General features: G+C 70.4%; 14 protein-coding genes. 10 read left to right on the top strand and 4 right to left on the bottom strand.

Features of this window, described 5'->3' with window-relative positions; genetic code table 11:
* From AB0I98_RS16160 to AB0I98_RS16170, 3 genes are all read right to left on the bottom strand, one after another.
* On the bottom strand, nucleotides 1–329 hold a 329-nt coding region (locus AB0I98_RS16160), incomplete at its 3' end, for a triphosphoribosyl-dephospho-CoA synthase (protein WP_362941325.1).
* 8 nt (nucleotides 330–337) lie between these two features.
* The gene (locus AB0I98_RS16165) at nucleotides 338–1264 is read right to left on the bottom strand and encodes an intradiol ring-cleavage dioxygenase (RefSeq protein ID WP_362941328.1); all 927 of its coding nucleotides are present in this window, start codon (nucleotides 1262–1264) and stop codon (nucleotides 338–340) included.
* An 82-nt stretch (nucleotides 1265–1346) separates the two neighbouring features.
* The gene (locus AB0I98_RS16170) at nucleotides 1347–1907 is read right to left on the bottom strand and encodes a GNAT family protein (protein ID WP_362941331.1); all 561 of its coding nucleotides are present in this window, start codon (nucleotides 1905–1907) and stop codon (nucleotides 1347–1349) included.
* A 176-nt stretch (nucleotides 1908–2083) separates the two neighbouring features.
* On the opposite strand from AB0I98_RS16170, the gene AB0I98_RS16175 reads away from it, so the two are divergent.
* On the top strand, nucleotides 2084–3076 hold the full coding sequence (locus AB0I98_RS16175) for an alpha/beta fold hydrolase (protein WP_362941334.1): 993 nt from the start codon (nucleotides 2084–2086) through the stop codon (nucleotides 3074–3076).
* Between the two features lie 13 nt (nucleotides 3077–3089).
* On the opposite strand, the gene AB0I98_RS16180 is transcribed toward AB0I98_RS16175, so the two are convergent.
* Nucleotides 3090–3536, bottom strand: coding sequence for an ATP-binding protein (locus tag AB0I98_RS16180; protein WP_362941337.1), 447 nt, complete (start codon nucleotides 3534–3536; stop codon nucleotides 3090–3092).
* Nucleotides 3537–3773: 237 nt separating this feature from the next.
* Between AB0I98_RS16180 and AB0I98_RS16185 the strand changes: the two genes are divergently transcribed.
* The 9 genes from AB0I98_RS16185 (at nucleotide 3774) to AB0I98_RS16225 (ending at nucleotide 13626) form a co-directional block, all read left to right on the top strand.
* Complete coding sequence (locus AB0I98_RS16185; protein ID WP_362941340.1) at nucleotides 3774–4586, top strand: hypothetical protein; 813 nt, start codon at nucleotides 3774–3776, stop codon at nucleotides 4584–4586.
* A 179-nt stretch (nucleotides 4587–4765) separates the two neighbouring features.
* Nucleotides 4766–5506 carry a YcnI family protein gene (locus AB0I98_RS16190; RefSeq protein ID WP_362941342.1) on the top strand — a complete coding sequence of 247 codons (741 nt, stop codon included), beginning with the start codon at nucleotides 4766–4768 and terminating at the stop codon, nucleotides 5504–5506.
* A 103-nt stretch (nucleotides 5507–5609) separates the two neighbouring features.
* Nucleotides 5610–6260: an SCO family protein gene (locus tag AB0I98_RS16195; RefSeq protein ID WP_362941791.1), complete on the top strand. Its 651-nt coding sequence runs from the start codon at nucleotides 5610–5612 to the stop codon at nucleotides 6258–6260.
* Nucleotides 6257–6712: a copper chaperone PCu(A)C gene (locus tag AB0I98_RS16200; RefSeq protein ID WP_362941345.1), complete on the top strand. Its 456-nt coding sequence runs from the start codon at nucleotides 6257–6259 to the stop codon at nucleotides 6710–6712. Before AB0I98_RS16195 ends, AB0I98_RS16200 begins: the two co-directional genes overlap by 4 nt.
* 15 nt (nucleotides 6713–6727) lie before the next feature.
* A complete protein-coding gene (locus AB0I98_RS16205) occupies nucleotides 6728–8620 on the top strand; it encodes a copper resistance protein CopC (RefSeq protein WP_362941348.1) in 1893 nt (630 codons plus the stop codon).
* 9 nt (nucleotides 8621–8629) lie between these two features.
* Entirely contained in the window at nucleotides 8630–9916 is a 1287-nt protein-coding gene (gene efeB, locus AB0I98_RS16210) for an iron uptake transporter deferrochelatase/peroxidase subunit (RefSeq protein WP_362941351.1), read from the top strand.
* A gap of 69 nt (nucleotides 9917–9985) precedes the next feature.
* On the top strand, nucleotides 9986–10918 hold the full coding sequence (gene pheA, locus AB0I98_RS16215) for a prephenate dehydratase (RefSeq protein WP_362941354.1): 933 nt from the start codon (nucleotides 9986–9988) through the stop codon (nucleotides 10916–10918).
* Between the two features lie 630 nt (nucleotides 10919–11548).
* Nucleotides 11549–12826, top strand: a complete 1278-nt coding sequence (serS, locus tag AB0I98_RS16220) for a serine--tRNA ligase (RefSeq protein ID WP_362941357.1) — start codon at nucleotides 11549–11551, stop codon at nucleotides 12824–12826.
* Nucleotides 12823–13626: an HAD family hydrolase gene (locus tag AB0I98_RS16225; RefSeq protein ID WP_362941360.1), complete on the top strand. Its 804-nt coding sequence runs from the start codon at nucleotides 12823–12825 to the stop codon at nucleotides 13624–13626. Before serS ends, AB0I98_RS16225 begins: the two co-directional genes overlap by 4 nt.
* Nucleotides 13627–13864: the final 238 nt, after the last annotated feature.

Here is a 13864-nt window from a genome sequence, read left to right on the forward strand (position 1 = left end):
GCCGCGACCAGCAGGCCGAGCGCCCACAGGGCACCGCGGTGGCCGCCGCCCGCGAGGCCCACAGAGTGCTCGGTGCAGCGCCCGATCGCGCCCAGTTCGGCACGTAGTCCGGGCGTGGGCTCGCCGGTGCGGCGGGCCGCCGCGGCCATCGCCGCGAGGCCGGGCGCCAGCGCCTTGGCCGACCAGCGCAGGGCACGGTGGTCCTGGCGCGTGGCGCGGGCGCCCAGGTCACGCGGGTCGGGCAGGCCGGGCTTGGGAGCAAGCGCCAGCTGTCCGGTCAGCGCGGTCACGGCGGCCTGCGCCAGCCTCTCGTCCTCGCGGCTCGTCATCGTCGTACCTACGAGGACACGGACGCCGAAGCCGACGGGGCGTCGCTCGGCGCGGTGCCCGTGGGCGGCGTACCGCCCTCGCCGCCACCGCCGCTGCCCGCGCCCGTGTTCTCCGCGTCGGGGTCGACGCCGAGGGTGAGGAAGCCCTTGTAGCCCTTGGAGGGGTCGGCCTTCTTGACCGGTTTGAGGGTGAGCAGTCCGCTGGACGCGCCGCCGCCGTCGTACACCATGTCGTTGTCGAGGGTGGTGTAGCTGCCGGAGTGCTGGGCGTAGGGCTCCAGAGTGAAGATCTCCTGGGCGATGTCGTCGTCGAAGAAGAACTGGCCGGTGTAGTTGACCTTGCCGCCCTCGTAGGTGCCGTCCTCCTTCTCGCCGCCGGTGTGCACCTTCACGTGGATGTGGCAGGTGCGCGGGGTGTACCAGCCCGGGAAGATCGTCTCGAACTTGACGACCCCGTTGGCATTGGCGATCTGGTAGCCGCGCAGATAGGTCTGGTCGTTGGCCGTCGAGCCGTCCTCGCTCTCGGCGGGGGCCGAGCCGCCGGGGTTGGCGGTGGTGTAGCCGGAGTAGTAGCCCCAGGCGTCGCAGTGCCAGATCTCCACGGCCGCGCCGGGGACAGGGGTGCAGCCGTCGGTGGCGTCGACGACGGTGAGGCGCAGGGTCAGCGGGACGCCGCTCTTGCCCTCGGTGATGTCCTTCCGCACCAGGGCACCGTCGAGGTAGTAGGGGCCTTCCGTGACGCTCGACATCAGCGTCATGCAGGCGCCGCTGGTGGCGCTCGCCGAGGCGGTCGCGGTCGCTTCGGCGGTCGTCGTCTCGTCGGCGAAGGCCGTCTGGTATCCGGTGACGGCGAGGCCGCCCGCCGCAACCGTGCCACCGGTCAGCGCGAGGGCGCGGCGCCGGGTGATCGTGTTGTTCTTGTGGTTTCCCGTCATGGTCGGGAACGTAGGGACGCCGTCCGTCAGGGAGATGGGGCAGCGCTGTGCTCCGGCTGTGAATGCTGAGGAGCCTGAAGTCTCACAGCCGCGGGTCCTCGTCGTGCAGGATCCGCTGGAACATCCGGTGGTCGCGCCACTGGCCGTCGACGTGGAGGTAGCGCGGGGCGTTGCCGATCGGCTCGAAGCCGCACTTTTCCAGCACGCGTTGGGATCCCGTGTTGTGCAGCAGGGTGGTGGCCTCGATCCGGTGCAGTCCGACGCGGTCGCGGGCGATGCGGCACACCTGCTGTACGGCGGCGGTCGCGAGGCCCCGTTTCTGGTGGTCGGCGGCGACCCAGTAGCCGAGGTAGGCGCTGCAGAAGGGCCCCAGGGTGATGCCGGTCAGCGTGATGGTCCCGACCATCCGGGCGTCGGATACCAGGACCCAGGGCACGAGTCGGCCTTCGGCGAACTCCCGCATCCGTGCGTCGATGCGTTCGGCCTGTCCCTCGACGGTGAAGAAGCTCTCCGGGCGGCGCGGCTCCCAGGGGGCGAGGAAGTCCCGGTTCTCGACGTAGGCCTCGCAGAGCGCGGACGCGTCGGACGGCGCGGTGAGCCGGAGTGTCACCCCGCCCGGCAGTTCCTCGGTTCCGATCTGCATCTGCCCACCCTAAGGACCCTGAAGAGCGAGGTGACGGGTCCGTGCAGAGCCGCACGTATGAAAAGCGCTACTCCAACGGGGGTGGGTGCGGTGCGGGTCGGCCATGGGCCTGACGGCGGCTCCTTGATGATCTTGGGCGTCTGCGTGTGACCAGGACTCTGACTAGGAGCAGTAAAATGTCACATAGCACCGTCCGGCCCGTGCCGCGCTCCCGCCTGATCACTTGGCTGGCAGCCCTCGGCGCGATCACGGCCCTGCTACTCGGCTCCCCGGCCACGTCGGTCGCCGCCGACGCCCCGAAACCGCCCGGAGGACCGACCATCTCGGGCCCCGAGGCCCTGATCCGCGGAACCCTCCAGCCGGACGCCTCACCACCGGGGGCGAACGACTGGCAGTGCCGGCCGACCGCCGCTCACCCCCGCCCTGTCGTCCTGCTGCACGCCACCTGGTCGAACGCCAACCTGAACTGGATCACGCTGTCCACCTGGCTGAAGAACGCCGGATACTGCGTCTTCGCGCCGAACTACGGCGGACAGCCGGGAGTTCCGTTCAAGGCCACACGGCACATTCCCGACTCCGCCCGCGAGATCGCCCGCTATGTCGACCGGGTGCTCGAAGCCACCGGCGCCAAGCAGGTCGACCTGGTCGGCCACTCCCAGGGCGGCGGTGTGCTGCCCCGCTGGTACCTGCGGTTCGAGGGCGGTACGAACCCGGCGGACACGGCACACAACAAGGTCCGCCGGCTCATCGGCCTGGCCCCGTCCAACCACGGCGCCACCGCGTCCGGTCTGGGCACCCTCACCACCGAACTCGGTCTCAACCAGACGGTGTCCCTCGTCGCGGGGCAGGCGTACGCGGACCAGATGGTCGGATCCCAGGTGCACACCACGCTCGACCGGGACGGCGACACACAGCCGGGCGTCGACTACACGGTGATCACCACGCGATACGACGAGGTCGTCACGCCGTACCACCACCAGTTCCTCAAGGCGGGGCCGGGCGCGACCGTACGCAACATCCTTCTCCAGGAGGTCTGTCCCCAGGACCTCTCCGAACACGTGTCGATCGCCTACGACTCCAACGCCCTGCAACTCGTCGGCAACGCCCTCGACCCCGCCCATGCCCAGCCCGTGAGCTGCCGTTTCTCGGCACCGCTCCTCGGCGGCTGACCCGCCGCAGGCGTCAGACCGCCACCAGGGGGGCGTCATTCCGCCACTTGAGGATCTTGTCGAAGCTGACCACCGCGCCGCCACGTCCCGGCTTGTTGCCGATCTGGACGTGGTCGGCGAGTTCCCGGATGAGGTACAGACCGCGGCCGTGCTCGGCTTCGCTGTGGGAGGGGCGCGGGCTCGGCCGTCCGGTGAAGCCCGGTCCTGAATCGGCCACTTCGATACGGCACTTCTCGCCATCGAGGTAGGCGGTGACGCGGAAGGCCTCCGACGAGCCGCCGTGCCCCGTGTCGCCGCCGTGCTCCACGGCGTTCGCGCAGGCCTCGGTGAGGGCGACGGAGAGGTCGTAGGAGATGTCGGGGTCGACGCCCGCGCTCTCCATCGTGCCGAGGAGGAGCCGTCGGGCGAGGGGAACGCTCGCAGCCTCGCGCCGCAGATGGAGTGACCACCAGATGCTCATGCTCCAGCCTCCCGGCCCGCGGCTCGACATACCGTTACGTATTGCCGCAAGCGCCCGGGCGTAAGCGCATCGTTGACGTGATGCCGCCCATACGGCCGATGTGCCGGGGGTGTTGATCGGTGTATGTGGGGTGGGCATCTATGGGCGAGGCACACCAGAAGGTGATCTTCCGGTCGTACGCCATCTTGCGGACCTGCCGTATGGGACCCGTAGGGCCAGTGCGATGATTGGCCCGCCATGACTGCCCCCCACCAGCGCTGGGCGCGCTCCGGACGGGATCTCCGGGTGCTGCGGGCCGCGGTGTTCGCCGCGGTCTGCGTCGTGCTGGCCGCTGCCGGGCACGCCCTCGCCTCCTGCGCCACGGTGCCGCTGTGGACGCTGGGCGCGGGATTCCTGGGGGTCTTCGGGGTGGCGGCGCCGCTCGCCGGGCGAGCGCGTTCGCTGCCGGGGATCGCGGGACTGCTCGCGGTCGGGCAGGTGGTCCTGCACTCGGTGTTCGGGCTCGGGCAGCACGCCGCGACCGCCTCGGCCGGCTCGACGACGGGTTCCGCCGGTGACGCCTCGCTGGTCGCGCAGGCCGCCCGGCTGGTGTGCGGGTCCGCCGCAGCGGCGATCAGCCCCGCACAGGCCCACCGGATCCTCACCGAGGCGCGGATCACCCCCGTCTCGTCGGGTACGCACACCCACCATGCGTCGGCCCCCGTGTCCGCGGACTCGGGGTCAGCCCTGTTGCCGTCCCTGCCGATGCTGCTCGGCCATGTCCTCGCGGCGATCGCCGCCGGGTGGCTGCTGCGCCGGGGGGACCTGGCGCTGCTGCGGCTCGTGGAACTGTCGGCGCACGGGGTCGCCGAAGGAGCGCTCGTACGATCCCTGCGCGGGGCGCTCGCGCTGGCGCGTGCCCTGTGCGCCGGGCTGCCCGCCACGCCGGAAGCCGGTCCGCGTCCGACGCGCACCGCGCCGCCCGCGCCGCCGCGGCCCCGCACCACCGCGCTCCAGCACACGGTGATCAGACGCGGCCCGCCCGCGGCCAGGCTCGTTCTCGCCGCCTGACGCGACGCGCGCCCGCCCCTTCACGACGTACTGAGGTACGGATCCGTAAGAGGCCGCCGTCGCGCGGCACACGCGCGTGCCGGTCGTTCCAGCAGCCTTGCTCAATGGGCACCCACGCGCGCGTGTACCCCTCTTCACCACCGGAATCCGCGATATCTCACTCGAAGTGGAGTGCCCGCATGAAGGCCTCTCGTCTCGCCGCCGCCGGCGCCGTCGCCGCCTCGGCCGTCGTCGTCCTGTCCTCCCCCGCGTTCGCACACGTCACCGTGCAGCCCGAGGGGACCGCCGCCAAGGGCGGTTACGCCGTGGTCGACTTCAAGGTCCCCAACGAGCAGGACGACGCCTCGACCACCAAGCTCGAGGTCAGCTTCCCGACCGACCACCCGCTGGCCTCCGTGATGCCGGAACCGGTCAACGGCTGGGACATCAAGATCACCAAGTCCAAGCTGGACAAGCCGGTCGAGTCGCACGGCGAGAAGCTCTCCGAGGCAGTCACCAAGATCACCTGGACTGCCACCGGCAAGGGCATCGAGCCCGGCTACTTCGAGAAGTTCCCGGTCTCCATGGGCGCGCTGCCCGAGGACGCCGACGACCTCACCTTCAAGGCGCTCCAGACCTACTCCAACGGCGATGTCGTCCGCTGGATCGAGGAGCAGCAAGAAGGCCAGGAGGAGCCCGCGAACCCGGCTCCGGTACTGACCCTGGCCGCCGCCGCGGAGGACGGCCACTCGCACGGCTCTGAGGCCAGCGAGGAGCCCACCGACGACGCCTCGGCAGCGGCCGCGACCACCACCGCCGACGCCGAGACCGACAGCAGCGACACCACCGCCCGCGTGCTCGGCATCGTCGGCATCGTCATCGGCGCGGTGGGCGTGGCCTACGGCGTGCTCGCCGGACGCCGACGCACCGACAACGCCTGAGCCCGCCACCCGCGGTGCGCGCCGGGAGCGCGTACAACGCATCTCATAGGCGTCTGTACGCCCCCGGCGCGCGCCGGAGTTCACACATATGGGACATTTCGCTATGCGCAAGAAGACGTTCGCGGCAGCCGCGCTGCTCGCCGCCGCCACCCTGACCCTCTCCGCCTGCGGCAGCAGCGACGGCGACGACTCGCCCGTCGCCGTGGTCTCCGAGGAGACCGGCTCCGACAAGGCCGCCACCGTCCTCGACAAGCCGTTCGAGAAGCCGGACCTCGTCCTCACCGACACCAATGGCAAGTCGTACGACTTCCGCAAGGAGACCAAGGGCCACCCGACCCTGCTCTACTTCGGCTACACCAACTGCCCCGACGTCTGCCCGCTGACGATGAACAACATCGCCGTCGCCAAGAAGCAGCTGCCCAAGCCCGAACAGGACGAACTGCGGGTCGTGTTCGTCACCACCGACCCCGCCCGGGACACCGCGAAGGCGCTCGGCAAGTGGCTCAAGGGCATCGACACGCAGGTGGTCGGCCTGACCGGCGACTTCGCCACCATCCAGGCCGGCGCCCGCACCCTGGGCATCTCCATCGAGCCGCCGCACAAGGAGAAGGGCAAGATCGTCTCCACGCACGGCACCCAGGTCATCGCCTTCTCCCCGAAGACCGACGGGGGTTACGTCCTCTACGGCGAGGACGCCACCGTCGACGACTACACCGCCGACCTCCCCAAGCTCATCAAGGGTGAGAACCCGTGAAGCGGATCGCCCTGACTGCCACGGCCCTGGTGAGCACGCTCGTCCTGGCCGGCTGCGGCGGCTCGGCCTCCGCGGACAGCGAGCCCGAACTGTCCGTCGGCGCCGCCTACATGCCCCAGCCGGTCTCGGACTCCATGGCGGCGGGCTTCCTCACCATCGACAACACGGGCGGCACCAAGGACGAGCTGACCTCCGCCACCAGCGACGCCGGCACGGTCACCGTCCACGAGACCGTCGGCTCGGCGATGCAGGAGGTCGCCTCCCTCGACGTACCCGCACACGGTCAACTCGTGTTCAAGAGCGGCGGAAACCACCTGATGTTCGAGAAGCTGAAGCGGAAGCCGAAGCAGGGCGAGACGGTCTCCGTCGAACTGCACTTCGCCGAGTCCGGCCCGATCACGGTTGAGATGCCGGTGAAGTCGGCGACGTACAACCCCAAGACCGGGCACTGAGGGAGGGACCCACCTGTGACACAGACCATCGCCCCCCGCGTCCGGACCCTGGTGCTGCTGCTCCTGGCCGCGACCGGGCTGCTCCTCACCGGGGCCGGGCAGGCGTCCGCGCATGCCGCGCTGAGCGGCAGCGACCCCCAGCAGGGGGCGGTGGTCGACAAGGCCCCGGCCCAGGTGTCGCTGACCTTCACCGAGCAGGTCTCGATGTCCGACGACTCGCTGCGCGTGCTCGACCCCAAGGGCAAGCAGGTCACCAGCGGCGCCCCGTCCAACGTGAGCGGCACGACGTACGCCGTGAAGCTGCACAGCGGCCTGCCCGACGGCACGTACACCGTCTCCTACCAGGTCGTCTCCGCGGACAGCCATCCCGTCGCCGGCGCCTACACCTTCTCCATCGGCGCCCCCTCCTCCACCTCCGTCTCGGTGGCCGACGAGACCGTGGGCGGCGGGGTCGTCGGCTGGCTGTACGGGTTCGGGCGGTACATGTCGTACGCCGGTTTCATCGTGCTGGTCGGCGGCGCCGCCTTCGTCCTGGCCTGCTGGCAGCGCGGCTCCGGGGTGCGGGCCCTGCAACGGCTCGTCGTCTCCGGATGGATCACGCTCACCGCGGCCACCCTCGGGCTGCTCCTCCTGCGCGGCTCCTACACCAGCAGCGGGAAGGTCGGCGACATCTTCGACCTGGACCTGCTCGGACAGGTCCTCCAGACCAAGACCGGCGCGGCCCTCGTCTCCCGGCTCCTGCTGCTCGCCGCGGCGGCGCTGTTCATCGCGGTGCTCTTCGGGGCCTACGACAAGCGGGAAGAAGAGGAGAAGCGGGACCTGACCTTCGGGCTCGCGGTCGGCGGGGTCGTCGTGGCCGCCGGGCTCGCGGCCAGCTGGGCGATGTCCGAGCACGCCTCCGTCGGCATCCAGGCCGGGATCGCGATGCCGGTCGACGTCCTCCACCTGCTCGCCGTCGCCGCCTGGCTCGGCGGACTCACCGCGCTGCTCCTCGCGCTGTACCGGGCGCCCGCGGACAACCCGCTCGACTCCACCGCCGTACGCCGCTTCTCGACCGTCGCCTTCAGCAGCGTCGTCGCGCTGGTCGCCACCGGGATCTACCAGTCCTGGCGCCAGCTCGGCTCCTGGTCGGCGTTCACCGACACGACGTACGGCCAACTGCTGCTCGTCAAGATCGGGCTCGTGGTGCTGCTCGTCGGCGTCGCGTACCTCTCACGGCGGTGGACGGCCCGGCTGGCGGAGACCGTGCCCGCGGCGGCCGAGGTCGTGGCGAAGGAGCCTGCCGGCGCCCGGGCCGGCACTGGCTCGAAGCAGGCAGACGGCGACTCCGAGCGGGCCGCGCAGCTCGCCCGGCAGCAGGCCGCGATGGACGCGGCGCGGCAGAAGCAGTCACGGGACGCCGATCCGAACCGGTTCGGGCTACGGCGCTCCGTGCTCGCGGAGGCGGGCGTCGCCGTCGTCCTGCTTGCCGTCACCACCGTGCTGACGCAGACCGAGCCGGGACGCACCGAGGAGGACGCCAAGGCCGCATCCTCGTCCGCCGCTTCCGCCTCGGAATCGGCGTCCGGGGCGCTGACCCTGGACATGCCGTTCGACACGGGCGGCGAGGACGGCAAGGGCCTCGTACGGATCGACCTGGACCCCGCGCGCGTGGGCGGCAACGAGATGCACGTCTACGTGCAGCGGCCCAACGGCCGGGCCTTCGACATCCCCGAGGTGAAGGTCGCCTTCACCCTCGAGGCCAAGGACATCGGGCCACTGCCCGTCACCCCCGACCACATCACCACCGGCCACTGGTCGGCGACCGGAGTGCAGATCCCCATGGCCGGCGAGTGGAAGGTCGCCGTGACCGTACGGACCTCCGACATCGACCAAGTGACCGTCGACAAGAACGCGCAGATCGGCTGAACCACCAACATGGCTGACCACACGTCCATCCCTGGGGCCCGTACACCGGATGCCCCTGACGCGGCTCCTGCCGCTCACGAGGGCATTTCACGGCGGAAGCTCCTCGGCACCGCCGGTGCCACCGGGCTCGTCCTCGGCGCGGCGGGCGGTGCCGTGGGGTACACGGCGGCGCCCTCCGAGGCCACGCCACTGACCTCGCTCGGCGCCGGGCAGGCGATGTTTCACGGGAAACATCAGCCCGGCATCACCGAGGGGCTGCAGGCTCGCGGGCACCTGATCGCCTTCGACCTGACGGCGGGCGCGGGACGCAAGGAAGCGGCCGCGCTGCTGCGACGCTGGTCGGAGACAGCACGGCGGCTGATGGCGGGGGAGGCGGCGAAGCAGGACGACACGGATGTGGCGCGGGACGCCGGGCCGTCCTCACTGACGGTCACCTTCGGCTTCGGGCACAGCTTCTTCGCCCGTACCGGCCTGGAGAAACAGCGGCCGGTCTCCCTCGACCCACTGCCCGACTTCTCCTCCGACCACCTCGACAAGAACCGCAGCAACGGCGACCTGTGGGTCCAGATCGGCGCCAACGACGCCTTGGTCGCCTTCCACGCGCTGCGCGCCATCCAGAAGGACGCGGGCAGCGCGGCCCGCATCCGCTGGCAGATGAACGGCTTCAACCGCTCGCCGGGCGCCACCGCCCACCCCATGACGGCACGCAACCTCATGGGCCAGATCGACGGCACCCGCAACCCCAAGCCGAGCGAGTCCGACTTCGACCAGCGGATCTTCGTGCCGGAGTCCCCGTCGAAGGACCCGGAGTGGATGGCGAACGGCTCCTACGCCGTCGTACGACGCATCCGCATGCTTCTCGACGACTGGGAGCAGCTCTCGGTCAAGGCCCAGGAGGACGTCATCGGGCGCCGCAAGTCCGACGGGGCGCCGCTGTCCGGGGGAGGCGAGACGACCGAGATGGACCTGGAGAAGACGGACGCGCAAGGGAATCTCGTCGTCCCGATCAACGCCCATGCGCGCATCACCCGGCCCGACCAGAACGGCGGGGCCGCGATGCTGCGGCGGCCCTTCTCGTACCACGACGGTTTCGACACCGACGGCGTGCCGGACGCGGGGCTGCTGTTCGTCTGCTGGCAGGCCGATCCGCTGCGTGGCTTCGTGACCGTGCAGCGGAAGCTGGACCGGGGGGACGCGCTGTCGAAGTTCATCCAGCACGAGGCGAGCGGGCTGTTCGCGGTGCCGGGTGGGGCCGCGGAGGGGGAGTACGTGGGGCAGGGGTTGCTGGAGGGGTGAGTGTGGCGGCCCGAGAGGCTCCGGTGAGATGCGTGGGCTGTGTCACCGGGGGCCCATTAGGGTGAGGTCATGCCAGCCAGCTATGCGTATCTCGGCCCTGAAGGCACCTTCACCGAAGTCGCCCTGCGCACCCTTCCCGAGGCGGCCACCCGGGAGCTGATCCCCTACGTGTCCGTGCAGTCCGCGCTCGACGCGGTCCGCGGCGGTGAGGCCGAGGCCGCGTTCGTACCGATCGAGAACTCCGTCGAGGGCGGCATCACGACCACGCTCGACGAACTGGTCGCGGGCGCCCCGCTGATGATCTACCGCGAGGTGCTGCTGTCCATCACCTTCGCGCTTCTGGTCCGGCCGGGCACGAAGCTGTCGGACATCAAGACGGTCTCCGCGCATCCGGCGGCCCAGCCGCAGGTCCGCAACTGGCTGAAGAACAACCTCCCGGACGCGCACTGGGAGTCGGCCGCCTCGAACGCGGACGCCGCACGCCTGGTCCAGGAGGGCCAGTACGACGCCGCCTTCGCCGGCGAGTTCGCCGCCGCCCGGTACGGCCTCGAGGCCCTGGAGACCGGGATCCACGACGCCGAGAACGCCCAGACCCGATTCGTGCTGGTGGGCAGGCCCGCCCGGCCCGCGGCGCCGACCGGCGCGGACAAGACGTCCGTCGTGCTGTGGCAGCGCGACGACCACCCCGGTGGGCTGCGCGATCTGCTGGGCGAGTTCGGCACCCGGGGCATCAACCTGATGCTGCTCCAGTCCCGGCCCACCGGCGCCGGCATCGGCAACTACTGCTTCTGTATCGACGCCGAGGGCCATATCTCGGACCGCAGGGTCGCCGAGGCCCTGATGGGGCTCAAGCGGATCTGCCTCCAGGTGCGCTTCCTCGGTTCATATCCGCGTGCCGATGTGCAGCCGGGGGATGTACGGGCTCCGCTGACGGGGACCTCGGACGAGGAGTTCGTGTCGGCGTCGGAGTGGGTGGCGCGCTGCCAGGACGGGCGGTTCTGAGCCCGGGTTTCCGGGTCGCTGAGTCTCGGTTCCGGGCGGCTGAGCCTTGGTTCCGGGCAGGCAGACGGGACATGACGCGCGGGTTGCGGGCTGGTTTCGGCCGGTCCTACCTGCTGATTTACGTTATCCACAGGAGTTATCCACAGGCTGCCATCTCGACCTGGGGACAAGTCGACAACGGAGCGCGACTCAGTCGACAAATCGCCGTACAGCGGGCAAGTTCGTCCACAGCCCCTGCGGTCACTCTTCGTCCACCCGTTTCCTTGGGTCAATCCTTTGGGGCGACCCATTTCCACCCGAAAGTGAGCCTGGGGGTGGTTTGGCTCGGGAATTCTTCGGTCGGCGGAGACGATTCGGAATGATCACTTGCGACATCCACAGATCTTTCGCACAGCCTGTGGATAACTCTTCGGGACCGTGGAGCCCTGTGGACAACGAGTCCCCCAAGTCCCGTTCCCCGCAAGGAAATCGAGTCAACCGGGCGCCCGGCCGGTGACCCGTTCCAGGGAGTGAGACGCCTTTTATTGACACAGGGGGCAATTCACTCATAACGCAACGTAATGGTCAGTTCGGACACCGCTCGGAATAGTGAGTCGTGTGCCGTCAGTCCGCACCGGTAGCCTTGGCCGCGTGATTGACCTTCGCCTGCTCCGTGAGGACCCCGACCGTGTGCGTGCGTCGCAGCGCGCCCGTGGAGAGGACGTCGCGCTCGTCGACTCCCTCCTGTCTGCCGACGAGCGGCGCAGGTCGTCCGGCGTCCGCTTCGACGAGCTGCGCGCCGAGCAGAAGGCGCTCGGCAAGCTGATCCCCAAGGCCTCGGGGGACGAGAAGGCCGAGCTGCTGAAGAAGGCGAGCCAGCTCGCCGCCGACGTCAAGGCGGCCGACGCCGAGCGCGACGCCGCCGCCGCCGAGACCCAGGAGCTGCTGCTCCGGCTGGGCAACCTCGTCCACCCCGACGTCCCCGTGGGCGGCGAGGAGGACTTCGTCGAGCTGGAGACGCACGGCACGATCCGCGACTTCGGCGCCGAGGGCTTCGCGCCCAAGGACCACCTGGAGCTCGGCCAGCTGCTCGGCGCGATCGACGTCGAGCGCGGCGCGAAGGTCTCGGGCTCGCGCTTCTACTTCCTCACGGGTGTGGGCGCGCTCCTGGAACTGGCGCTGGTGAACGCGGCGATCGCGCAGGCCACGGCCGCCGGTTTCACGCCAATGCTGACCCCGGCGCTGGTCCGCCCGCAGTCGATGGCCGGTACCGGCTTCCTCGGCCAGGCCGCCCAGGACGTCTACCACCTCGCCAACGACGACCTCTACCTGGTCGGCACCTCCGAGGTACCCCTCGCCGCGTACCACATGGACGAGATCATCGACGCCGACCGCCTCCCGCTGCGCTACGCGGGCTTCTCGCCCTGCTTCCGCCGCGAGGCCGGTTCGCACGGCAAGGACACACGGGGCATCTTCCGCGTCCACCAGTTCGACAAGGTCGAGATGTTCTCGTATGTCGCCCCGGAGGACTCGCAGGCCGAGCACCAGCGCCTGCTGGAGTGGGAGAAGCAGTGGCTGACGTCGCTGGAGCTGCCGTTCCGCGTCATCGACGTCGCGACCGGTGACCTGGGCTCCTCGGCCGCCCGCAAGTTCGACTGCGAGGCGTGGATCCCGACCCAGGGCAAGTACCGGGAGCTGACCTCGACCTCGGACTGCACCGAGTTCCAGTCCCGCCGCCTGTCGATCCGCTTCCGCGACGGCAAGCAGGTCAAGCCGCTGGCGACGCTGAACGGCACGCTGTGCGCCGTACCGCGCACGATCGTGGCGATCCTGGAGAACCACCAGCAGGCCGACGGCTCGGTCCACGTGCCCCAGGTGCTGCGTCCCTACCTGGGCGGCCGAGAGGTCCTGGAGCCGGTGGCCAAGTGAGCGCCGGTTTCCCGTATCGGCTCATCGCGACCGACCTCGACGGAACGCTCCTGCGGTCCGACGAGTCGGTCTCCCGACGCACCCGTGAGGCGCTCGCCGCGGCCACGGAGGCCGGTGCCGCGCACATCGTGGTGACCGGCCGCGCGGTCCCGTGGACGCGGCACATCCTCGACGACCTCGGCTACGAGGGCCTCGCGGTCTGCGGCCAGGGCGCGCAGGTGTACGACGCCGGGCAGCACCGTCTGCTGACGTCGGTGACGCTGGACCGGCAGCTGGCCGGGTTGGCCCTGGCGAAGATCGAGGCGGAGGTCGGGCCGCTGTATCTGGCGGCGAGCCGGGACGGGCTGGACGGCGATGTCCTGGTCGGGCCGGGCTACGCGGTCACGGGGGCGCTGCCGTCGATCCCGTTCACGAACGCGTCGGATCTGTGGACGGCGCCCCTGAACAAGATCTACATCCAGCACCCTGAGCTGTCGGACGACGAGCTGGCGGAAGCCTCCCGGCAGGCCGCGGGCGGTTTCGTCACCGTCGCCATGGCCGGCGAGGGCATCGTCGAGTTGCTGCCGCTGGGCTTGTCGAAGGCGACGGGGCTGTCGCTGGCGGCGCGGCGGTTGGGGGTCAAGGCCGCGGAGACGATCGCCTTCGGCGACATGCCGAACGACGTGCCGATGTTCGGGTGGGCGTCGTACGGGGTGGCGATGGCCAACGCCCATGAGGAGCTGAAGGCCGTGGCGGATGAGGTGACGGCGTCCAACGAGGACGACGGGATCGCGGTGGTCGTGGAGCGTCTGCTGGGTTGAGGCCGTCTGTTGGCCGCGGGTTGAGTTTGGCTGGTCGCGCAGTTCCCCGCGCCCCTGGGTGAGTTCCCGCAACGGTGTCATACACCGGCCGCCGGTGCGGGCAGTCGTGCCGCTGGGGCGGCACGGGTGGGCGCAGCGGCATCTCGTCGCGCCGAGCTGCGCAGCCAACTCCGTGCGCCCCAGCGGAGGGTGCCCCCTTCGCAAGGGGGCGAAAGGGAAGGCGGCCCACGCAAGCGCA

It is taken from the genome of Streptomyces sp. NPDC050211 (assembly GCF_040656035.1).
Classification (GTDB): Bacteria; Actinomycetota; Actinomycetes; order Streptomycetales; family Streptomycetaceae; genus Streptomyces.